Raw genomic sequence first — 21,242 nt, forward strand, 5'->3', positions numbered from 1 at the left:
CGATCGTGCCACAGCCGCCGCCTATCCGGCGGGTAGACCGGCGGCGATCGCCACCCGGTTCCAGACGTTGATGGCGGCGATCGTCCACAGCAGGTGGGCCAGCGCGGTCTCGTCGAAGTGCTCGCGGGCCGCGTCGAACACCTCCTCCGGCACCCCGGCCTCGGCGATCCTGGTCATCGACTCGGTGAGCGCCAGCGCCGCGCGTTCGGGCCCGGTGAACAGGGTGCTGTCGCGCCAGAGGGCGAGGGTGTGCAGGCGTTCGGCGTCCTCGCCCGCCTCCAGGGCGGCGCGGGTGTGCAGGCCCAGGCAGACCGCGCAGCCGTTGAGCTGCGAGGCCCGCACCCGGACCAGCTCGGCGAGCGCGGGATCGAGCTCCCGGCTCGCGGCGGCGTCGAAGCGGGCCATCGCGGCGTGCACGCCGGGCGCGGCGCCGTGCAGGTCGATGCGCATCACGCCACCTCCAGGGGACGGCGGCCCTGCACGGAGTAGGTCACGCACGAGGTGGCGCGGAAGTCCGGATGGGCCAGCAGCGCGCGCACGTCGGCGAGCTGCCGGTCGGTCAGTCCCTCCTCGGCGAACCGGTCGCGCAGATGCCTGGTGTGGTGGGCGACCAGCCGCGCCCCGGGCGAGCGCGCGTCCCACGACTCCACCCGGGGCCTGGGGTCGACGCCGGTCAGCCCGGCCCGCCGCATCGCCGCCGCCGCGTGACGTCCCCAGGCCACGTCCACCCCGGCGCGCGTCATCACGCGGATCTTGGCCTGCATGAACGTCTCGTAGAGCTCGGCCGAGGCCGGGTCGGGCATCAGCAGCCCGGGGCCGTAGGTGATGTCGAACTCGTCCAGCTGCAGCACGCCGCCCGGCTTGAGCGCCCGGACGAGCCGGTCCAGCACGGCCAGCCGCTCCGGCAGGAGCAGCAGCACCAGCCGCGCGTGCACCACGTCGAACGCGGCCTCCGGCAGCGGGTCGCGGACGATGTCGTGCCTGACCACCTCCAGCCGTGGGGCCACGGGCTCGAAGGCGGGCTCGACGTCGGTGGCCAGCACGCTCCCGGCCGATCCGACGCGGCGGGCCAGCCACTCCGCCACGCTGCCGCCGCCCGCGCCCACCTCCAGGCACCGCATGCCGGGCCCGACGCCCGCCTCGGCCAGGCGTTCGATGGTCATCGGGTCGTAGGCCAGCTCCAGGCAGCGGTGCTGCTCGGCGACGTGGTCGCGGCGCTCGCCGAACACGTAGGCGGTCCGGCTCATCGGCCGCTCCTCATCGGGCTGCGCGGGACGGGCACCGCCGACTGCGCGGCCAGGCGGGTGAGGGTGGCGGCGCAGACCTTGCCGGTCGGGCCGAGCGGCAGTTCGGGCAGCCAGAGGAACCGTTCGGGAAGTTTGCGCCGGTCCAGGCCGCGTTCCTCGCGCAGGTAGACGATCAGCTCGGCCGGGGACGGCGGTCTCGCGCCGGGCCGCGGCGACACGCAGGCGCACATGCGCTCCCCCAGGTCGTCGTCCGGCACCGGGACGCAGAAGGCGTCGGCGACGTCGGGATGGGCGCTGAGCTCGCGCTCGACCTCGGCCGGGGAGATGCTGAGGCCGCCGCGCATCACGACGCGCTTGATCCGGTCGAGGACCCACAGCGTGCCGTCGGGGTCGAGGCGGCCCAGGTCGCCGGTGCGGACCCAGCCGCCGGGGGCGCGGTAGCGGTCGTCCAGGTCGGGGGCGGCGACGTAGCACAGGGGGGTCATCGGGCCGAGGGCCCAGATCTCGCCCGGCTCGCCCGGCGGCACCGGCTCGCCCTCGGCGTCCCGGATCGTGATCTCGGCGACGGCGGGGTCCGGGGTTCCGGCCAGGCCGGGGGCCCACCGGTCCGGGGCGCGGCCGGTGTGGCAGTTGACGCCGTCGGTGGAGCCGTACACGTTGACGAGCGGCACGCCGAAGCGGCGGGCGCACGCCTGCCTGGCCTCGCCGTGCAGGGGCTGGGCGCTGCTGACGACGCGGCGCAGCGACGACAGGTCGGCCTCGGCCGCCGAGTCGGCCATGCGGCGCAACATCGTCGGGACGCCGTACAGGTGGGTGGGGCGGTGCCGCTCGACGGCGCGCAACGCGTCGGCGGCGTCGAAGCGGGCGCGCAGGATCAGCGTGCCGCCGTGCCGGGCCAGCAGGACGGAGGTGCCGCAGGAGCCGTACGAGGAGGCCAGCGAGACCAGCAGCAGGTTGCGCGTGGGCCCGTCCTCGCCCAGCACGGCCCGCAGGTAGGCGCCCCGGCCGCCGGCCATGGCGTTGTGGGAGTAGGCGACCATCTTCGGCTCGGACTCGGTGCCGGAGGAGAGCAGGATCCGGGCGGGCCGCTCGGCGTCCGGGCACGCGGGCCGCCACGCGCGGACGTCGTGCTCGGCCACCTCGTCGAGCGATCGGGCGCCGGGCGTGGGCGGGCCGAACGTCCACGTCTGCTCCAGGTACGGCAGCCCGGCCCGCAGCCCCAGGGCCAGCTCGGGCACGGTGATCAGCGCGGCCGCCCGGGACCTGTTCAGCAGGCCCGCGATGTCGCGCCGTCCCCGCGTGTGCGGGATGGGCAGGGCCACCGCGCCGACGGCGGCCACCGCCAGCTCGGCCACCACCGCGTCGCGCCCGTTGGGCAGCAGGACGGCGATGATGTCGGCCGTTCCCCGCCCGGCGGCGGCCAGTGCGGCGGCGGCCCGGCGCACGCGGGCGTCCAAGCCGGCGAAGTCGAGCGAGCCGGTCTCGTCGGCGACCGCCTCGCGCTCCGGCGTGCGCCGCACGTGCCGGCTGAACAGGCTGTACAGGTCCAGGCCGGGGCACAGGCCGCGGGCGGTCCACGCCGCGCGCACGCCCGCGGGCACGCGGTCGGCCAGGACGATCCCGTTGGCCGACGTCCAGGGCAGGGGGTCGGTACGCATTCAGAGGGCCTCCTCGTGGTGGGGGGCTGGCACGAACGTCCAGGGGGCACGGCTGTAGGCGGCTTGCGGGGTACGGTCGAGCACCCGGTGGAACGCCGGGTCGTCGGCCATGGCGGCCAGATCCGTCACGGGCGCGGTCTCCCGGATCCCCGGCGGCGTCCCGGGCGGGGTGGCGCGCAGCAGGCGGGCCGCGTCGATGAGCGCCGTCCCGGCGCGGACGCCGGCGCCGGTGCGGGCGCGCGCCACCAGCGCCGCGACGACGGCTTCCGCGCTGATCAGCGCGCCCAGCACGTCGGTCAGCGTCATCAGGGACGGCGCGGGCTGCTCGCCGGGTCCGGCCAGCCGCGCCGCCACCCCGCTGTAGGCCTGCACCAGGTAGTCGGTGCCCATGGGCTGCGGCGGGGGCAGCGCCTCGGCCCACCCCCCGGCCTGCGCGTACACCAGGGACGGCCGGACGGGCGCGAGGTCGTCGTGGTCCAGCCCGTACGAGCAGGCCCGTCCGGGCGGCCAGTTGTGCAGGAACACGTGGGCGCAGGCGATCAGGCGCAGGGCGGCCCGGCGTCCGGCGGCGGACTTGAGGTCGGCTTCGAGGGCGCGTTTGCCGCGGTTGAGCGCGAGGAACCGGGCCGAGGTCGGCCCCGCCATGGGCGGCACGCCGCGCAGCGGGTCCCCGCCGGGCGGCTCAAGGCGTACGACGTCCGCGCCGAGCAGGCCGAGCACGTGTCCGGCCAGCGGTCCCTGCACCCGGTTGGTGGACTCCACGACGAGCAGCCCGGCCAGCGGGCCCCGGGCGTCCCGGGCGAGCGGCGGCAGGCCGGCCGGCTCCCCGGCGGCGGCCTCGGTGGCGTCCTCGGTGGCGGCCTCGGTCAGCGCGCGCAGCCGCCACGGCGAGGCGGGCGGGGGCGCCAGCGGCGCGTCCGCGTCCCGTACGGGCAGCACGCTGACGCCGGCGTCCGCGGCGGCCGCCACGACGTCCCGGTAACCGGCGGCGGCGGCCGTCCGGCCCAGCCCGGCCGGCAGCGTGCAGGTCGCCGTCGCGAACCGCTGCTGGAACGGCGGCCAGCCCGCCGCCGCGGCCCTCGGCTCGGCGCCGAGCAGGTCCCAGAACCGCCGCCAGCACTCCGCGTCGAACGTCTCGATTTCGAACCGCACCTCGTCCGCCGACCGGAACGGCGGCACCCGCCCCGCTCCCGGGGACGGCACGCGTCCGGCGGAGAGGGGCGGGTCGCAGCGTTCACAGGTGGCGACGGCGATGTACTGGGTGAGCGCGAGCAGCGCCGCCTGCGCCACGGACGTGCGCGCCGCCAGCGCGGGCCCGCCCCGCAGCAGGGCGAGCAGGACCGCCGTGAGCGCCTGGGCGGTGAGCACCCCCGCGCACACCGACGCGTAGTCCAGGCGCAGCGCCCTCGGCCCGCCGGCGGCCCGCCCGTGCACGTGGGCGATCCCGCAGGCCGCCTGCACGTCGCGCTCGCCCTCCATCGGCACCCCGACCGGCCCCGACCAGCCGATCCCGCACTCCGGCAGCGCCTCCCCCGGCCTGCCGAACGGCGCGGAGGCGACCCCCAGCCACCCGGCGGGCGACCCGTCCGGCGGCGGCGCGCCGTCGAACCGGACCTCGCAGCCCAGCGCGCACAACCGCTGGACGGCCACCCGCAACGCCACCGACTCGCCGCGCGCCCGCACGACCACGCCCGCCAGCGGCCAGGCGACCGCCTCCCGCTCGGCGACGGACCGGCCGGCGGCCCGCGTCCCCGGCGTCACGTCCACCGCCCGGTGCCGTACGTGTCGGGGGTCTCGCCCAGCAGCTCGCGCAGCGCCGTCCTGCGGACCTTGCCCGTGCCGGTGCGGGGGACCTGGTCCCAGGTGATCACCACGGGGTCTGCCAGTTCGGGCAGGTCGGCGACGGCCCGCCGCCACGCGTCGCGGTCGAGGCCGCCGTCCTCGGTGACCACGACCGGCAGGGACGGCCGTCCGGGAACGCCCAGGATCACGCACTCCAGCACTTCGGGCAGCCGGTCGTCGATCACGTCCTCCAGCTCCACGCAGCTCGCGCCGGGGATCGTGTCGGTCTCCCGGTCCACGAACCGCACCCGGCCGGTACGGCTGAGCGTCCCGACGTCCCCGGTGTGCCACCACCCTCCGAGCCGTTTGCCCTGCCACCGTTCCTGCTCGCCGACGTACCCGAGGCACAGGGCCTTGGTGCGGCAGACCACGAGCCCGCTCGCGCCGCGCGGCAGCGGACGCAACGTCTCGCGGTCCACCACCCGCAGCCGGGTCCGCGTGGGCACCGGACGTCCGAGGTCGCGCGTGGTGGGGTGGCGGCCGTCGTCGTCCGCCATGGACCGGCGGGTGAGCAGGCGGAAGGTGAGCGGCCCGGTCTCGCTCTGCCCCCAGCCCTGCATCCACACCGGCCGCCGGCGCCGGGTGGCGTTCAGGAAGGCGCGCACGGTGGGCGGGTGCACGGCGTCGAACGTGCTGATGTACAGGCGCACCCGCGCGAACGGGCCGGCCTCGCCGAGCGCGCGCCGCTGCCACCGCACGTACGTGGCCGGCAGCGCCTCCAGCGTCGTGGGCCGGTGCCGGGCCAGGAACGGGCCGGCCTCCTCCCAGCCGGGCGCGGAGACGGCCAGCACCTTGGCGGGGCCGAGCCACAACACGCTCGCGGTCCAGGCCAGGGCCCGCCCGTGGGCGAAGGAGATGGCGCTCGCCACGACGTCGTCGGGACGGCTGCCCAGCACCGGCCACCGGTGGGCCTCGAACCCGGCCAAGCGGCGCAGCAGCGTACGGGTGGAGTGCACGACGAGTTTGGGCACCCCGGTCGTCCCGGAGGTGTGCATGACGGCCAGCGGGTCGTCCAGCGCGGGCCGGTGCACCGGCGGCACGGCCCAGCCGCGGACGTCGTCCAGCGACAGCAGCCCCTTCGCCGTGCCGTCGAGGACCAGGGTGCGCGGCGCCTGGACGGCCACGCCGGGCCGGGCGGCGAGGGCGGAGTCGGTGACGAGCAGCGCGGGCTCCAGCCGTTTGAGCAGGATCTCCAGCACGTCGGGCGGCAGGTCGGCGGACAGTGTGGCGGGCACCGCCCCGATGCGCGCGGCGGCGCAGGACAGCAGCACGTAGTCCCAGTGGTTGCGCTTGACGACGGCGACCCGGTCACCCCGGCGCGCGCCGGCGGCGGCCAGCCAGCCGGCCGCCTCCCTGACCAGCTCGGCCAGGTCCGGCAGGTCGAGGTCGGCGCCCAGGTGGGGGGCGATGTCCAGGGGACGGCTCACGTGCACGCCGGTCCCGCGTCCGCGATCGGCGAGGTCGTCGAAAAGGGTGCCCAACTCGATGGGCCGGGTGAAGAAGGCCATCTGCTTTCTCTCCATGCGCGTACGTCGTTGACAGGCGGGCGGACAGCGGGCGGACGGCGGGCGGGCGGCTACGACAGGCGGGCGAGCACCCGCGCGGCGGCCTGTTCCCCCGCCGCGACCGCGCCCTCGCTGCACGGCCGCAGGGCGACCCAGTCGCCGGCGTAGTCGACCGCCGCCCCGGGACGCCCCTCGAACGCCGCCCGCAGCGCCAGCGCCCGCGGCGTCGCCTCCGGCAGCCCGTGCGGGAAGCGGTGCACGTGGAAGCGGGCCACCCGGCCGGCCAGGCCGGGCATGAACCGCTCGGCGCGCCCGACGAGCTGGTCGGCGACCTTCTCGTCGCTCTCCCCCATGAGCGCGGCCGTGCCCTGCGGCGAGGTGATGAGCGAGATGAGCCCGGTGCCGGCGGGGGCCCGGCCCGGGTGCTTGTGGTGGTCGACGGTGATCACGTTGAGCACGGGGTCCTCGGCCGCGGGCACGAGCGTGGCGAACCCGCGCCGGCCGGGCGCCGCCGGCCGGGACAGGACGAGGCTGAGCCGCAGCATGGGCGCGTACGTGCACGCCTCCAGGTACGCCCGCTCCTCCGGCGGGGCGCCGGGGTGCAGCCGGGCCGCCACGGGCGCGGGAACGGCCAGGACCGCCGCCCGCGCGCTCACGCTCCCCCGCGGCGACTCCAGCCGCACCCCTCCCGGGCACGGGACCACCCCTGTCACTTCGTGCCCGGTGACCACGTCGAGCCCGGCGGCGAGCACCCTGGCCAGGGTGTCCATGCCGTCTCGGTAGGTGTGCCAGGTGTTCGTGCTCCCGGTGCTGGCCAGGTGCTCGGCGAAGACCGCGGCGGACGAACGCCCGGCGTCCCAGCCGAAGAACCCCGCGACCAGCGGCTCGACGAGAAACGCGCGCAGGTCGGGATGGTACTTCCCGACCAGGTCGGCGACGGTGGCCGCCTCCGGGCCCGGACGGCCGCGGGCCAGGCGGAGGCGCAGGCGTACCAGGTCGAGGCGGGCGCGCGGCGGCAGGCCGGCGCCCGTGAGCAGCCCGAGCGGGCGGCCGACGTGCGGGTGGACGCGCCCGTCGCGCCACACGCCGACGGCGTCGCGCACCCTCGGCACGGCCGCCGCGTCGAGGCCGACCGCCCTGATCAGCCGCCAGGTGGCCGGGTAGCCGTCCGCGGACGGCAACATCTCGGCGCCGGTGTCGATCAGGCAGCCCCGCGCCCGGAGCGTGCGCATCCGCCCGCCCACCGCCTCGGCCGCCTCCAGGACGCGGACCGCGAGCCCGGCCCGGTCCAGCGCGTACGCCGCCGCCAGGCCCGCCGGCCCGGCGCCCACCACCGCGACGTCCACGTTCATGCCAGGACCAGGTTGGCCAGGATGAGCACGCCGACGGTGACTCGGTGGGTGCGGATCGCCACCCGCCGGGCCCGCAGCACGTCTGCGCGGACGAACCCGATCACCAGCTGGGTGACGCGGAGGGAGACCAGCGGCACGAGCACGCCCAGGAACCACCAGGGCGCGACCCCGGCGGCCACGGCCCACCCGACGACCAGGCTCTCGGCCGCGCTCACCGCGGTGACGAAGGCGGCGTTGACCCGCGGGGACGTCCGCGCCGCGACGGTGAACCGCCCGGCCTCCCGGTCACCGCGGGCGTCGTTGGTGTTGGAGTACAGGCCGAAGATCATCGGCCCGAGCCCGAAGAGCACCGCCTGCACCGCCACGAACCCGCTCGCCTGCCCGGTCAGCAGCCCGTACGGCACCAGCACCCACCCCACGCCGAGCCCGACGAGGAACAGCTCCTGGAACCCCCGGTAGCTGAGCTTGAGCCCCCACGAGTACTGCACGGCCGCGACCACGCACGCCGCCGCCGTCACGACCACCCACGCGGGCCGGTGGGGGGCGGCGGCCACGACCGCGGCCCACAGCACGGCGCTGATCGCGGTGGCCGTCCAGGCGAAGCGCAGCGCCTGCCGCTCGGTGAGCGTGCCGGCGACCAGCGGTTTGCGGGCCAGTCTGCGCCGGGCGGCGTCGGAGGAGTAGTTGGCCGCGTCGCTGCCGTCGCGGTGGCCGGTGATGTCGTCGAACCCGACCATCGCGGCCACCACGGCCGCCTCGGCGATCAGCACGGACAGCAGCAGGCCGACGGCGTACGGCTGCCATCGCCCGGCCGGCGGCAGCAGCGACCACACCAGCGGCAGGCCCAGGTAGTAGTCGTAGATGTCGAGCTTGGCCAGCCGCGCGTAGGGGCCGAGGCCGCGGGTGACCACCTGGTCGGTCATGGGTTCTCCTGCGGGGAGCCGTGGGCGAACGCGCAGACCGCGTCGGCGATCCGTTCGACCTCGGCGTCGGCGAGCCGCGGGTGCAGCGGCAGCGACAGGTTGCGCCGGGCGGCGGACTCGGCCACCGGCCAGGACGCGCCGGGCGGCGCGAAGCGGGCGAAGGCCGGCTGGGCGGGCAGCGTGCGCGGGTAGTAGACGTGGGTGGCGATGTCGTGGGCGGCCAGGTGGGCCGCCAGCGCGTCCCGGTGCTCGGTGAGCACGGTGTAGACGTAGTGGAACCGCCCGTCCCCTCCGACGGGCGGTGCCACGATCCCGCGTTCCGCCAGGGGCTCGAAACGCCGGGAGTAGTAGGAGGCGATCTCGGCCCGGCGCGACAGGCGGTCGTCCAGGCCGGCGAGCCGGTGGAGCTGGAAGGCCGCCATCACCTCGTCGAAGCGGCTGTTGTGGCCGACGCGGCGGTGGTGGAAGCGCCGGGCGCCGTCCTGGCCGTGGTTGCGCAGCATCCGTACGTGCGCCGCCAGGGCCGGGTCGTCGGTGATCACCACCCCGCCCTCCCCCGGCATGCCGAACGTCTTGACCTGCACGAACGAGTAGACGCCCGCGTCCCCCCACCGACCGGCGGGCCGCCCGCCCAGCGTGCCGCCCTGGGCCAGCGCGGAGTCCTCGACCAGCCGCAGGCCGTGCCGGTCGGCCAGCTCGCGGAAGCGCGGCATGTCGGCCATCATGGAGAACATGTGGGCCGGCATCACCGCCTTGGTCCGCCCGGTGACCAGTGACTCGGCGGCGGCGGGGTCGGCGGTGAGCGTCACGGGGTCGACGTCGGCGAACACCGGCCGCGCCCCTGCCCCGACGACCGTGGCGGCCAGCGGGGCGCAGCCGAAGGCGGGCACCACGACCTCGTCGCCGGGGCCCACGTCCATGGCGGCCAGCACCAGCGTGAGCGCGGACGTGCCGCTGGAGCAGGCCACGACGTCGGCCGCGCCGAGCCGGTGGCGCAGCTCGCGTTCGAACCGGGCGGTGTGCTCGCCCAGGATGAACTTCTGGGCCTCGCCGGTGCCGACGGCGTAGACCGTGCGCAGCAGCGTCGCCCGGTCGGCCTCGAACAGGTCGGCGGCGAAGAACGGCACCCGGCTCATCCGCGCCGCCCTCGGTAGAAGCCCTCGATCTCGTCGCACACGCGGTCGGCCGCGGCGTCGGACAGGTCGGGGTAGAGCGGCAGGGCGAGGGCCCGCTCGCAGGCCGCCTCCGCCCTCGGGAAGTCGCCCCGGACGTGGCCGAGGTGGGCGAAGCAGGGCTGGAGGTGCAGCGGGACCGGGTAGTAGACCTCGGTGCCGATGCCCGCCGCGGCCAGGTGCGCCGCCAGGGCGTCGCGGGACTCGACCTCGACGAGGTAGACGTAGCAGACCCGGTTGCCGCCCGGGTGCGGCGGGGCCGCGCCCGGCACGGCCAGCACGCCGGGCACGTCGCGCAGCCGCGCGTCGTAACGGGTGGCCAGCTCGGACCTGCGGGCGATGTCGGCGTCGAGCCTGGCGAGCTTGGCCAGCAGGACGGCGGCCTGGAGGTCGTCCATCTTGCTGTTGCAGCCGGGCAGGATCGTGGGGTTGGCGATGCCGGGGAAGTGGTCGAGGGTGCGGCCGCCGCGGCCGTGGTGGCGCAGCGCCCGCGCGGTCTCGGCGATGCCGTCGTCGTCGGTGAGCAGCGCTCCGGCGTCGCCGATGGCCCCGAGCGTCTTGGACGGGAAGAACGACAACACGCCGCCCGCGCCGACGAGCCCGGCGTGCGTGCCGTCGAGGCGCATGCCGATGGCCTCGGCGCTGTCCTCCAGCACGGTCAGGTCGCGCCGCCGGGCGACCTCGCACACGCCCCGCAGGTCGGCCAGGCGGTCGAACAGGTGCGCCGGCATGACCATCGTGGTGCGCGGCCCGGCCACGGCGTCGACGGAGGCCGGGTCGATGCCGTGGCCGTGCTCCTCGATGTCGGCGAAGACCGGCACGCCGCCGGCCAGCACGACGGAGCTGGCCGTCGCGATGAAGCTGTAGGCGGGCACCACGACCTGGTCGCCGGGCCGCAGGCCGGCCGCGCGCAGCAGCAGCACCAGCGCGTCGGTGCCGGAGTTGACGCCGACGACGTGCGCCGCGCCGGTCCACAGGGCGAGCCGGCGTTCGAGCTCGGCGACCTTCGCGCCGTGGGAGAACTTGCCGCGGTCCAGCACGTCGACGCACCCGGCGCGGATCTCCTTCCACAGCCGGTCGAACGTCGCCGCCTGGGAGAAGAAGGGGATGGGAGCGGCGGCGGCGCGGGGCGGCGAGCCCCCGGGCGGAGAGAGCGTTTTCTCCAAGGTTCCCGTCCTGATGCGATGGTGGAGGCGGGGCCGCCCGGGGATGCGGCCCGGACGGCCCCTTCTTCGGGCGGAGCCGCCCGGGGACAAGGCCCCCGGACGGCTCCCTCGGCGGAGCCGCCCCGGAGACAGCGGCTCTGGGCGACCCTTCGGCCTGCTCGGGCCTAGGTCACCTGCCGAGCAGAGGGATGTCGTTCTTGCCGAGGTGGTAGTCGCGGACGGCGGCGACCAGCTCGGAGACGGAGAGTCTGCCGGTGCCGTCGGTGTCCATCTGCCGGAAGGCCTCGGCGGCGACCGAGCCGTCGAGCCCGATGGCCGCGAACCACTTGGCCATCTCGGAGGAGTCGACCTCGCCGTCGCCGTCACGGTCGAGGACGTTGACGATGGCCTGGATGGTCGGGCCCACGACCTGGGCGAACCCGTCGTCGCCCCGGCTGATGATCTCTCGCTCGGCGGCCTGGAGGAACTGCGCCTGGTCGAGGCGCGACGCGCCCACCGCCCCCGCGAGGTGGTCGAACATCGCCAGGTACGCCTGCTTCAGCTGATGTGCCTGCGGCGTCCCCTGCACGCCCAGGCCCTCGATGATGCCGTCGGCCTCGTTCTCGAAGTCGGAGCGCTCGATCGCGCCGGAGCCGTCGTTGTCCCAGAGGCGGAAGCGCTCTTCCAGCCGGCTGGTCGTCTTGGTGCCCGCAGCCATTGTCTGTCCTTTCGTGACACGCGCCCGCCCGCCGTGGTGGGGATCTTGGGGGGAAGGACGCGACCTCTAGTGGGCTCGAAAAGGAGTGGTTCCCACTACTGTGCGCAATCAACAGATTACCCTGAGTGACTGAAGGTAAACCAGAGGTCACGGAAAGTAATCGAAAGCTTCTGGAGGGCCTCTACAGCTGGGGCCAGGCGTCTCTACAGCAGGGGCCAGCGGAAGACGCGGGCGCCGCCCTCATCGGGTTCGTCCGGGAGGGCCTGGCTGAAGACCAGCGGCTCGCCCGGCATGAGTCCCAGCTCCCGTCCGGTGACCGCGGGATCGCTGTGGATCAGCACGTTGTAGTGGTTGGGCAGGTGGCAGCCGTCGAAGCCGAGCAGCACCCCGACCCGGCGCCCGCCGATCCACACCTCGTCGCCCCGGTCCAGCACGCCGGCCGCGACGATCTCGGCGAAGCCCAGGAAGGCGACCCGGTCGATCCTGGCGCCCGCGTCGGTCTCGGTGTGGTCGGTGGCGACCAGCTCGTGCACCTCGCCGGCGCGCACGCACCGGCTGGCGTACGGTTCGAGCCGCATGCCGCGGTCCTGCCTGCGGTGCACCAGCACCTTCAGCAGGGTCCCGGTGACCGCGGTCTTGGGGCCGTCCTCGTCGGGGTTCACGCGGCACCCCGTCCCGCGCCGGCCTTCTCCAGGCGGTAGACGTCCTCGACGAAGCGCAGGGCGGGCAGGCCGCCCTCGCCGTCGGGGGTGCCGTAGCGCACCGAGCGTTCGAAGGCGGCCAGCACGCCCTCGTACTCGTGCCACAGGGAGTTCTTGAAGCCGGAGTGGCCGGCCAGCATGTCGGCGTACAGGCTGCGGCCGTCGGCCAGGCGCACTTCCAGGTCCTTGCGCTCGCCCGGGTAGGACCAGTCGAGCAGGATGCGCGCGCGGGCCGCGCCGGCGCGCAGCTCGACGTCCGCCTGCCGGTCGGCCCCCGCGGCGTCCCGGTCGACGTGCGCGGAGACGACGTGCGCCGGGCCGAGCAGCAGGTCCACCAGGTCGTAGGCGTTGGGCCCGTTGTCGGCGACGCAGCCGCCGCCGCAGCGCCGTACGTCCAGGTACCAGGAGTCGTCGCCCGCGTGCTCCTCGATGCGTTCCAGGTAGCGCACGGTCAGCTCCTCGACGCGGGCGCCCGCGCACGCCGCGCGCAGCCGTCCGAAGGCGGAGTTGTAGCGCCGGTGGAAGGCGGTGAACAGCGGCACGCCCGAGCTCGCGGCCAGGTCCGTGAGCCGCCTGCCCTGCGCGGCGTCCAGGGCGAGCGGCTTCTCCACGCAGACCGGGACGCGCCGCTCCAGCGCGTCGGCGCAGACCCGGGCGTGCAGGTCGTTGGGGACGGTGACCACGACGGCGTCGGGCCGTTCCTCCTCCAGCAGCCGGACGTGGTCGCGGTAGCCGGGGACGCGGTGCCCCTCCAGGACGCGCGGATCAGTGTCGCACACCGCGGCCAGCCGCAGCCCGGACGAGCTGTGCAGGGCCGCCAGGTAGAACCGCGAGATCACGCCGAGCCCGATGACCGCGACGCGCAGCCGGGCGCTCACCGCGCCACCACCAGGGCGGGGGCGTCGAGTCCGGTGGCGGCGGCGAGGGCGGCCAGCTCGTCGTACAGGTCCGTGCCGAGCGGGACGCCCGAGCGCCGGTGTTCCTCGGCCCGGCGATGCTCGTGCCAGCCGGGATAGCTCACCGGCGAGACGGGGTCGGCGGGCGGGCAGCCGAGCAGCGCGCCGAACATCGTGGCCGCGTCGCCCTCCACGCCCTCGCGCAACGCCCCCGGCGCGACGGCCAGGGCGAGGAAGCCGATGTCGTCGTCGCGCCCGCTCGGGCCGCCGTCGCCGTCGTGGGCGTCGGGGTGGGCGCCGAGACCCGCGCCGGACACCAGCGCGGCCAGCACCTCGACCGCCACCCCCAGCCCGAAGCCCTTGTACTGCCCGGCCTGGCCGCCCAGCCAGAGCAGGTGCGCCCGCCCCTCGTCGAACGCCGCCGCGTCGGTCACGGGCGCGCCGTCGTCGCCGGCCAGCACCCCTTCGGGCAGCTCCTCGCCGTGCCGCGCGGCCTGCCTGACCCGCCCGGTGGGCATGGCGGTGGTGCTCATGTCGAGCACGAACGGCGGATGCCCGCCCGCGGGGGCCGCGACGCTGATCGGGTTGGTGCCCAGCATCGCCACCGCGCCGCCGGGCGGCCTGGCGATGCGCTGGCGGCCGCAGTTGCTCGCGATGACGCCGATCATGCCGTACTCGACCGCGCGCAGCGCGTGGTGCCCGGCGCAGCCGAGATGGGTGCCCCCGCGTACGGAGACCAGGCCGACGCCGTACGTCGAGGCGCGGCCCGCGGCGATCTCCATGGCCAGGCCGGCGGCCCACAACCCCAGGGCGCGACCGGCGTCGAGCAGGACGGCCGCGCCCCGGTCGGCCAGCACGGACGGCTCGGCCAGCGGATCGACCCGCCCCTCGTCGAACAGCGGCAGGTAGAGCCGGGTCAGGTTGGCCAGGCCGTGCGAGGTCATGCCGACCAGGTCGCCGTAGCACAGCGCGGCGGCGGCCTCGCGGGCGCGTTCCGGGGCCAGGCCGCGGGTGGTGAACACGGCGGCGACGAAGTCCAGCAGGTCGTCGTGGCGCACCCGTACGGCGGCCCGCGCCGGCCGGGCGACTGCCGGGACCGGCGGGTACGGCTGCGCGGGCGGTGCGTCCGTCGCGGGTGAGGCGGTGGGGTTCATGCTCCTCGTCCAATCCTGTCGTCGGTGAAGGCGATCATCAGCCGGGCCACGGCGGCGGCGAACCCGGCGAGTTCGGCGGCCCGCGCGAACTCCCCTTCGGCATGGGCGTTGTTGCCGGCCAGGTCGCCCGGCCCCAGGACGACCGTGCAGGCGCCCCCGACGCCCGCCATCCAGATGGCGTCGCAGGTGAACGCCGGTTCTCCGGCGGGCCAGGGCGGGATCCCGGCCCGGTCGCGCAGGAGCGCGTGCCCCCACGCGTCGCGGTCGTCGAGCACGGGCAGGCCGCGTTTGCGCCACTCCAGCCGGGTGACCGCCCTGGCGTCGCGGGCGGTCCTGGCGAACAGGGCGGTGCCGCCGAAGGCCGCCGCGAAGGCCGCGAGCCCGTCGTCCAGGGCGCGCGCGAGGTCCCGTTCCAGGCGGCGTCCGGTGGCGGGGGTGGCGTAGGGCAGGTTGAGCAGGAGGGAGCCGCGGCCGTACACCTGGTTGTGGCGGGTGCCGGTGTGCAGGCCCGCCACGCACACGGTGTCCGGGTCGAGCGCCCTGGCCAGGTGCTGGGCCAGGAAGCCGAGCAGGACCGTGGCGTTGTGCCCGGCGGCCGGGCGGTCGTCCACGGCGTGGTCGCCGTCCACCACGATCCGCGCCGTCGCGGCGGCCGTGCTGCGCGGCAGGAACCGTACGCCGGTGGGCTCGCAGAAGACGTTGAGCCGCCCGACGTAGCCGCGTTCGACGAGCGGGCGGGTGCCGAGCACGCCCATGGCCCCGCCCTCCTCGCCCGCCACGGCCTGGATCAGCACCCCGACCTCGCGCCCGATGGCCGGACGGCACGCGCGGGCCGCCCGCAGCCCGGCCAGCAGCGCGACGGCCGGGCCCTTGGCGTCGATCGCGCCGCGGCCGTGGAAGCGCTCGCCGTCGAAGCCGGCCGGTCCGCCGCCGGCGACCGTGTCGAGATGCACGTTGAACATCACCGTGCGGGACGCCGGGAGGCCGGGGCCCAGCCGCAGCACCAGACTGGGCTGGCCGTCCAGGAACCCGGGCAGGCCGAGGGCCTCGCGCACGGGCGCGGGGACGTCGGCGCGGTCCAGCTCGGCCGGGCGCACCGAGGTGTGCCGCACGGTGCGGAAGCCGAGCGCCGCGGCGGCCCGCGCGTACTGCTCCTGGGCCTCGCGCAGCCGCGGCGGCGGCCCGGCCGGTCCGGTCTCCAGCGGGCCCGCCGTGGGCAGCCGCAGCAGCCTCAGCAGCAGGTCGCGCTCCGCCGCGTCGAGAGGCACGGCGTCAACGTCCATCGACCTGCCCCACCAGCCGTTCCAGCGCCCGCCCGTACCGGACGAACGCGGCCCGGTCGCCGGCGCCCGGGTCGTCGAGGTGGGGGCGCAACCGCAGGTGCGGCTCGATGGACAGGGCGCCGGCGTAACCGTGGGCGGACAGCAGGCGCAGGCACTCGGCGACGCCCGCCCGCCCCTCACCGGGCAGCACGTAGACGACCTCGCCGCCGGGGCCGGTGACGGCGTCCTTGACGTGGACGTGCGCGACGTACGGGACGACCTCGCGCAGCATCGGGGCCGCCGGGTAACCGTGGGCGACGCCGTTGCCGATGTCGAACAGCAGCCGCAGCGCCGGGCTGCCGATCCCGGTGACCAGGTCCAGCATGCGGTCGGCGCGGTCGCCCGCCCAGCCGGCGCAGTTCTCGTGGACCAGCAGCAGGCCGGCGTCCTCGGCCCGGCGGGCCAGCTCGCGCAGCCGGTGGCGGACCCTCCGCCCCCACTCGGGCTCGGGCAGGCCGCCCGAGGGGAAGGACATGATCCGCACCAGTCGCGTCCCCAGCACCGGGCAGCGGCGGGCCAGCACGTCGAGCTCGGCCAGGTCGAGCGCGAAGTCGCCGGTCACCGGCCGCGACCAGTCGCCGATCTTCGAGGCGACCGCGACGACCTCGGCCCGCGCCTCGCGCAACCGCCGCACCGCGCGCCCGAACGCCTGCTCGCCGAGCGCGGCGACCGGCACGCCGTCGACCGTGCGCAGCTCCAGCCGGTTCCAGCCCAGCTCCCCCACGGCGGCGAGCTGGCCGTCGAGGTCGGGGGCGGCCTCGTCGCCGATGCCGGCCAGCTCAGGAGGTGGTGCCTGCACGCGGCGCCTCCTCACGCCCCGGCTCGTGCGCCGCGCACAGGTGCTTGGCCTCGGTGAGCAGTCGCACGGCGTCGACCTGGACGGGCAGCGCGCCGGGCGAGCGGCGGGCGCGGGCGTAGCGGCGGTAGGCGGCCAGCAGGAAGGCGGGCAGGGCGTCGTCGGTGAACACCGTACGCCGTTCGCCCTCGGCCGTGGCCACCCTGAGCTGGGCGGTGTGGTCGGCGTCGCTGCACGGGTAGTGGCCGGTGAGCGTGCCGCGGTCGAAGTGCAGGGTGATGCGGCGCTCCCGTACGGGCGAGGTCAGGTCGGAGTCGATCTCCGTGCGCACGCCCGAGTAGTGGTCGAGCCGCAGCCTGGCCCGTCCGAGCCGGGGCAGCCGCAGGCGTTCGGTGACCATGTCCTCCCAGGACGCCGCCGAGATCCGGGCGCCGCCGGCCAGGCTGAGCACCACGGCGAGCGCGTGCGGCATCTCGATGTCGAAGGCCGTGGTGGCGTCGGGACGCGCCGCGCTGCGGGTGAACCTGGGCTTGTTCTGCACCACCCGGATCTGCCGCAGGGGGCCGAACTCCTCGGCGCGCATCGCCGCCCGCAGCCGGCCGGTGAGCGTGCTGTCGAGCCAGTGGGTGGCGACCGTGAGGTCGAGGCCCCAGCGCCGACGCACCCGGGCCACGGCGGCCAGCCCTACCAGGTCGAGCGCGAGCGGCTTCTCCACGATGAACTTGCGGTAGCCGAGCGGCGCCAGCCGGGCCAGCATCCCGGCCCTGACGTGCGGCGGGGTGCACAGGTGCACGACGGTCCGGTCGGGCGGCGCGAGCGCGGCGGCCTCCTCGGGCGACCCGGCCGTCACCGCTCCCCGCACGCCGCCGGGCGGCAGCAGGGGGTCGAGGACGACGACCGGGTCGGGCGCCAGCAGCCCTGGGGCCGCCTCGCGCACCTTGGCCAGGGACGGCAGATGCAGCCCTGCGCCGGATCTGCCCATCCCGACGATGAATGCGTGCAACATGCTGGCGAGCGCCTCTACTCCGTCGCGTACTCGGCTTTCCGGCCCGTACTTTTCCCGCCGGAAGGACGACCTCATTGGCGCTGCCATTGTCCAATAACTTAACGTGACATGTCAATTACTTTAAGTTACGAGACGGCCCCTGACCAGGAGGCCCGCTACCGGGACACGAGCTCGCGGAGCGCGCGGGCGATCTCGGCGGGAGACTCCTCGGCCATGAAATGTCCGCTCGTGACCGTGTCGTGCCGCAGGTCGGGCGCCCAGGCCCGCCACACCGCCGCGGCGTCGTAACCGAGGGCGGCGCCCCAGTCCTGCTGGAGCACGGTCACCGGCATGCTCAGCCGGTTGCCCGCGGCCAGGTCGGCGCGGTCGTGCTCGACGTCGATCCCGGCCGAGGCGCGGTAGTCCGCCACGATCGACGGCACGGCGGCCCGGCAGGCGTCCAGGTACGCGGCCCGAACGTCGGCCGGGATGGCCGCCGGGTCGTTGGTCCACAGGTCGAGGAAGTGGCCGAAGAAGGCGTCCGGGCTCGCGCCGATGAGCTGCTCGGGCAGGCCGGGCGGCTGGGCCATGAGGTAGAGGTGGAAGCCGACGGCGGCGGTGACGCCGCGCATGACGTCCCACATGTCGAGGGTGGGCAGAACGTCGAGGCAGGCCAGGTGGGTGATCGCGGCCGGGTGGTCGAGTCCGGCGCGGAAGGCGACCAGCGCGCCGCGGTCGTGCCCGGCCAGGGCGAAGCGCTCGTGGCCGAGAGCCGCGGCCAGGGCCACCACGTCGGCGGCCATGGTGCGCTTGGAGTAGACGTCCGGGCCGGTCTCGGCCGGCTTGTCGCTGGCGCCGTAACCGCGCAGGTCGGGGCAGATGACGGTGTGGTCCGCGGCCAGGTCGGCGGCGACGTGCCGCCACATCAGGTGGGTCTGCGGGAAGCCGTGCAGCAGCACGATCGGGCTGCCCGAGCCGCCGACGGCCGCGTGCAGCGTGACGCCGTCGGCGACGGTCACGCGGCGGTGGTCGAATCCGGGGATGGTCATGAGATGCCCTCCTTCGATGGGTGACCGGTTCGGTTCCCAGCGTGCCGGGGGCGGATGAGCATCCGGTGAGCAGGAAGGATGGGAAGCGTGTTCGGGGTGCTGGGGCCGGTGGCGGCCTGGGACGACGAGGGCGAGCCGATCCCGCTGAAGGGGCCGCGGCACCGCGCCGTGCTGGCCCGTCTGATCGTCGCCCGGCGCCGGGTCGTCCCGGTGACGCGGCTGGTGGCGGACCTGTGGGACGATCCGCCGCCGGACGCGGTGGGCGCGGTGCGCACGTTCGTGGCCGCCCTGCGCCGGGCGCTGGAGCCCGCGCGCCCGCCGCGCGCCCCCGCCCGGCTGCTGGTCACCGAGGGCCCGGGGTACGCCCTGCGCGCCGCGCCCGACGCCGTGGACGCCTGGCGCTTCGAACAGGCGGTGACCGCCGGCCCGCCGGAACCGGCCCGGCTGACGGAGGCGCTCGGCTGGTGGCGCGGCCCGGCCTACGCCGAGTTCGCCGACGAGCACTGGGCTCGTGCCGAACGTGCCCGCCTGACCGAGCTGCGGCTGCACGCCGTCGAACGCCGGGCCGAGGCGCAACTGGCGCTCGGCCGGGCCGCCGAAGCCGTCCCCGACCTGGACTCGCACGTCGCCGAGCACCCCTGGCGGGAGGACGCCTGGCGGCTGCTCGCCCTCGCCCTCTACCGCACCGGACGCCAGGGGGACGCGCTGGCGGTGCTGCGCCGGGCGCGGACGCTGCTGGCCGAGCACCTCGGGGTGGACCCCGGGCCCCGGCTGCGCCGCCTGGAGTCGGACATCCTGCACCAGGACAGCGGGCTCGCCGCCCCCGCCGACGCCACGGCCCGGGTGTGGGCGCAGGCGGCCGAGGCGTACGACCGCACGGTGGGGGCCGGGGCGCGGGCGCGGCTGGAGTCGACGGTCGGCCTGCTGCGCAACCTCGCGGTGACCGGGGGCGGCGGACTGGAGGCGGCGCGCGGCCACCGGACGGCGGCCATCGCGGCGGCCGAGGAGCTGGGCGACCCGGAGCTGACCGCCCGGGTGATCGGCGCCTACGACGTCCCGGCGATCTGGACCCGGTCGGACGACCCCGAGCAGGCGGCCCAGGTCGTCGCCGCGGCGGAACGGGCCCTGGGCGGCCTGCCGCCCGGCGCGTCCGAGGCGGCGCGGGCGCGGCTGCTGGCCACGATCGCCGTCGAGTCGCGCGGCGTCCGGTCGGCCCGCGGCCCGCTGGCCGCCGCCGAGGCCGAGCGCATCGCCCGCCGCCTCGACGACCCGGCGCTGCTGGCGTTCGCGCTCAACGGGGTGTTCATGCAGGCGTTCGAGCGGGCGGGGCTGGCCTCCCACCGGGACGGGATCGGAGCCGAGCTGGTCGCGTTGTCGTCGCGGCACGGGCTGGTCACGTACGAGGTGCTGGGGCATCTCGTGCGCGTCCAGGCGCTGGGGGCGCTCGGCGACTTCGGCGCCGCCGACCGGCACGCGGCCGCCGCCGACCGGCTGGCGGAACGGAACGAGCTGCCGCTGGTCAGCGTGTTCACCGACTGGTACCGGGTGTTGCGGAAGGCGGCCGGCGGGCGGGTGCCGGCGGCCGAGGAGGAGGCGGCCTACCGGGCGGCCGCGGCCCGGCTGGACGACGTCGGCATGCCGGGGTTGCGGCGGGGGCTGCTGCCGCTCGCGCTGCTGTCCGTACGGATGCGGCACGGCCTGCCGGTCCTGGGCGAGGCCGATCGGGGCGACGTGGAGTGGGGGCCGTACGAGCCGTGGGTGCGGCCACTCGTCCTGCTGGCGGAGGGGCGGGGCGCGCAGGCCGCCGAGGCGGTCGGCCGGATCCCGGAGCCGCCCCCTGACCTGCTGCTGGAGGCCATGTGGTGCCTGGTCGCGAGGGCCGCCGTCGCGGTCGGCGACCGGCGGGCGGCGGACCGCGCCCGCCGGGCGCTCGCCCCCGCCGCGGCGGAGCTGGCCGGAGCGGGCAGCGGCCTGATCACGCTGGGCCCGGTCGCCGGGTTCCTCGCTGAGCTGGGGGCTTGACCCATGGCCGCCGGACTGTCGGTGGCGGGCTGTTCAATGGCGGGCATGACCACGCACGCGGACAGGCGCGGGATGTTCTGGGACATGGTCGCCGGCAGGGTTCCGCCACCGCCGGCGGCGGCGCTGCTCGGCTGGGAGCTCGTCGCGGTCGATCCGGAGGCTGGCACGATCGAGGTGGCGTTCCGGGCGGGCGAGCAGTTCGCCAATCCGGTCGGCGTGGTCCAGGGCGGCTTCCTGGCCGCGATGCTCGACGACACGCTGGGGCCCGCGCTGGTGGCCACGCTGCCGGAGGACCAGTTCGCGCCGACCCTCGACCTCCATGTGCAGTTCCTGCGCCCGGCGCGGCCCGGGCGGCTCGTCGGGCGGGGGCGCGTGGTCAGGCGCGGCAGAGACGTCTGCTTCCTCGCCGGCGAGCTCCTCGGCCCGGACGGCGACGTCGTGGCCACGGCGACCGCGACCGTCGTGGTCCGGACGATGGGCCGGCACTGATCCGGCGCGAGGCCGGGGCACCCCTGCGTGAGGCGGCCCCGGCGGTGTGCCGCGTGGTTACGGCAGGGCGTCGATGACGGCGTCGCGCCAGTCGTAGTTCATCCAGTCGTAGTTGGCCCACATGCCGCCGGTGACGGCGGCGAGCTCGTTGTCGTCGAGCTCGCGGGCGCCGGTCTCGAAGTCGTTCATCTGGGAGCGTCCCCCTCTGTCGTGGTGAATGTCGCGCACTCACGGTCGCAGGAGGCGCTTGGGGACGTCTTGGCGAT

At 76.0% G+C, this 21,242-nt stretch carries 20 protein-coding genes; 2 read left to right on the top strand and 18 right to left on the bottom strand.

Going from position 1 to position 21,242, the window contains the following annotated elements; genetic code table 11:
- Positions 1 to 21: 21 nt before the first annotated feature.
- From AB0C33_RS46835 to AB0C33_RS46915, 17 genes are all read right to left on the bottom strand, one after another.
- Positions 22 to 450 (bottom strand): carboxymuconolactone decarboxylase family protein, encoded by a 429-nt coding sequence (locus AB0C33_RS46835; RefSeq protein ID WP_358300900.1) that lies wholly within the window; start codon positions 448 to 450, stop codon positions 22 to 24.
- Positions 450 to 1,247 (bottom strand): class I SAM-dependent methyltransferase, encoded by a 798-nt coding sequence (locus AB0C33_RS46840; protein ID WP_358300903.1) that lies wholly within the window; start codon positions 1,245 to 1,247, stop codon positions 450 to 452. The genes AB0C33_RS46835 and AB0C33_RS46840 overlap by 1 nt, the downstream gene beginning before the upstream one ends.
- Positions 1,244 to 2,905 (bottom strand): fatty acid--CoA ligase family protein, encoded by a 1,662-nt coding sequence (locus tag AB0C33_RS46845; RefSeq protein ID WP_358300906.1) that lies wholly within the window; start codon positions 2,903 to 2,905, stop codon positions 1,244 to 1,246. The genes AB0C33_RS46840 and AB0C33_RS46845 overlap by 4 nt, the downstream gene beginning before the upstream one ends.
- On the bottom strand, positions 2,906 to 4,672 hold the full coding sequence (locus AB0C33_RS46850; RefSeq protein WP_358300909.1) for a CoA transferase: 1,767 nt from the start codon (positions 4,670 to 4,672) through the stop codon (positions 2,906 to 2,908).
- The gene (locus AB0C33_RS46855) at positions 4,663 to 6,270 is read right to left on the bottom strand and encodes a class I adenylate-forming enzyme family protein (protein WP_358300912.1); all 1,608 of its coding nucleotides are present in this window, start codon (positions 6,268 to 6,270) and stop codon (positions 4,663 to 4,665) included. The genes AB0C33_RS46850 and AB0C33_RS46855 overlap by 10 nt, the downstream gene beginning before the upstream one ends.
- Before the next feature lie 53 nt (positions 6,271 to 6,323).
- Positions 6,324 to 7,604, bottom strand: coding sequence for an FAD-dependent oxidoreductase (locus AB0C33_RS46860; protein ID WP_358300915.1), 1,281 nt, complete (start codon positions 7,602 to 7,604; stop codon positions 6,324 to 6,326).
- Positions 7,601 to 8,527 carry a UbiA family prenyltransferase gene (locus AB0C33_RS46865; RefSeq protein ID WP_358300918.1) on the bottom strand — a complete coding sequence of 309 codons (927 nt, stop codon included), beginning with the start codon at positions 8,525 to 8,527 and terminating at the stop codon, positions 7,601 to 7,603. The genes AB0C33_RS46860 and AB0C33_RS46865 overlap by 4 nt, the downstream gene beginning before the upstream one ends.
- Positions 8,524 to 9,663 carry a DegT/DnrJ/EryC1/StrS family aminotransferase gene (locus AB0C33_RS46870; protein WP_358300921.1) on the bottom strand — a complete coding sequence of 380 codons (1,140 nt, stop codon included), beginning with the start codon at positions 9,661 to 9,663 and terminating at the stop codon, positions 8,524 to 8,526. Before AB0C33_RS46870 ends, AB0C33_RS46865 begins: the two co-directional genes overlap by 4 nt.
- A complete protein-coding gene (locus tag AB0C33_RS46875) occupies positions 9,660 to 10,865 on the bottom strand; it encodes a DegT/DnrJ/EryC1/StrS family aminotransferase (protein WP_358300924.1) in 1,206 nt (401 codons plus the stop codon). Before AB0C33_RS46875 ends, AB0C33_RS46870 begins: the two co-directional genes overlap by 4 nt.
- Before the next feature lie 169 nt (positions 10,866 to 11,034).
- Positions 11,035 to 11,562: an EF-hand domain-containing protein gene (locus AB0C33_RS46880; RefSeq protein WP_358300927.1), complete on the bottom strand. Its 528-nt coding sequence runs from the start codon at positions 11,560 to 11,562 to the stop codon at positions 11,035 to 11,037.
- Positions 11,563 to 11,765: 203 nt separating this feature from the next.
- Positions 11,766 to 12,224 (bottom strand): hypothetical protein, encoded by a 459-nt coding sequence (locus tag AB0C33_RS46885; protein WP_352353080.1) that lies wholly within the window; start codon positions 12,222 to 12,224, stop codon positions 11,766 to 11,768.
- Positions 12,221 to 13,141, bottom strand: coding sequence for a Gfo/Idh/MocA family oxidoreductase (locus AB0C33_RS46890; RefSeq protein ID WP_358300930.1), 921 nt, complete (start codon positions 13,139 to 13,141; stop codon positions 12,221 to 12,223). Before AB0C33_RS46890 ends, AB0C33_RS46885 begins: the two co-directional genes overlap by 4 nt.
- Positions 13,138 to 14,313: an Ldh family oxidoreductase gene (locus AB0C33_RS46895; RefSeq protein ID WP_358300933.1), complete on the bottom strand. Its 1,176-nt coding sequence runs from the start codon at positions 14,311 to 14,313 to the stop codon at positions 13,138 to 13,140. The genes AB0C33_RS46890 and AB0C33_RS46895 overlap by 4 nt, the downstream gene beginning before the upstream one ends.
- Positions 14,310 to 15,596, bottom strand: a complete 1,287-nt coding sequence (locus AB0C33_RS46900; protein WP_358300936.1) for a M20/M25/M40 family metallo-hydrolase — start codon at positions 15,594 to 15,596, stop codon at positions 14,310 to 14,312. Before AB0C33_RS46900 ends, AB0C33_RS46895 begins: the two co-directional genes overlap by 4 nt.
- Positions 15,586 to 16,434, bottom strand: coding sequence for a sugar phosphate isomerase/epimerase family protein (locus tag AB0C33_RS46905; RefSeq protein WP_358300939.1), 849 nt, complete (start codon positions 16,432 to 16,434; stop codon positions 15,586 to 15,588). Before AB0C33_RS46905 ends, AB0C33_RS46900 begins: the two co-directional genes overlap by 11 nt.
- Positions 16,415 to 17,437, bottom strand: coding sequence for an oxidoreductase (locus tag AB0C33_RS46910; protein WP_358300942.1), 1,023 nt, complete (start codon positions 17,435 to 17,437; stop codon positions 16,415 to 16,417). The genes AB0C33_RS46905 and AB0C33_RS46910 overlap by 20 nt, the downstream gene beginning before the upstream one ends.
- Before the next feature lie 155 nt (positions 17,438 to 17,592).
- Positions 17,593 to 18,465 (bottom strand): alpha/beta hydrolase, encoded by an 873-nt coding sequence (locus AB0C33_RS46915; RefSeq protein WP_358300946.1) that lies wholly within the window; start codon positions 18,463 to 18,465, stop codon positions 17,593 to 17,595.
- A 78-nt stretch (positions 18,466 to 18,543) separates the two neighbouring features.
- Here AB0C33_RS46915 and AB0C33_RS46920 point away from each other — a divergent pair, with 78 nt between their 5' ends.
- Positions 18,544 to 20,487, top strand: a complete 1,944-nt coding sequence (locus tag AB0C33_RS46920) for a BTAD domain-containing putative transcriptional regulator (protein WP_358300949.1) — start codon at positions 18,544 to 18,546, stop codon at positions 20,485 to 20,487.
- A 45-nt stretch (positions 20,488 to 20,532) separates the two neighbouring features.
- Positions 20,533 to 20,976: a PaaI family thioesterase gene (locus tag AB0C33_RS46925; protein ID WP_358300952.1), complete on the top strand. Its 444-nt coding sequence runs from the start codon at positions 20,533 to 20,535 to the stop codon at positions 20,974 to 20,976.
- Positions 20,977 to 21,033: 57 nt separating this feature from the next.
- On the opposite strand, the gene AB0C33_RS46930 is transcribed toward AB0C33_RS46925, so the two are convergent.
- Positions 21,034 to 21,165: a bacteriocin gene (locus AB0C33_RS46930; protein WP_352353089.1), complete on the bottom strand. Its 132-nt coding sequence runs from the start codon at positions 21,163 to 21,165 to the stop codon at positions 21,034 to 21,036.
- Between the last annotated feature and the right edge of the window lie 77 nt (positions 21,166 to 21,242).

It is taken from the genome of Nonomuraea sp. NPDC048881 (assembly GCF_040649795.1).
Taxonomy (GTDB): domain Bacteria; phylum Actinomycetota; class Actinomycetes; order Streptosporangiales; family Streptosporangiaceae; genus Nonomuraea.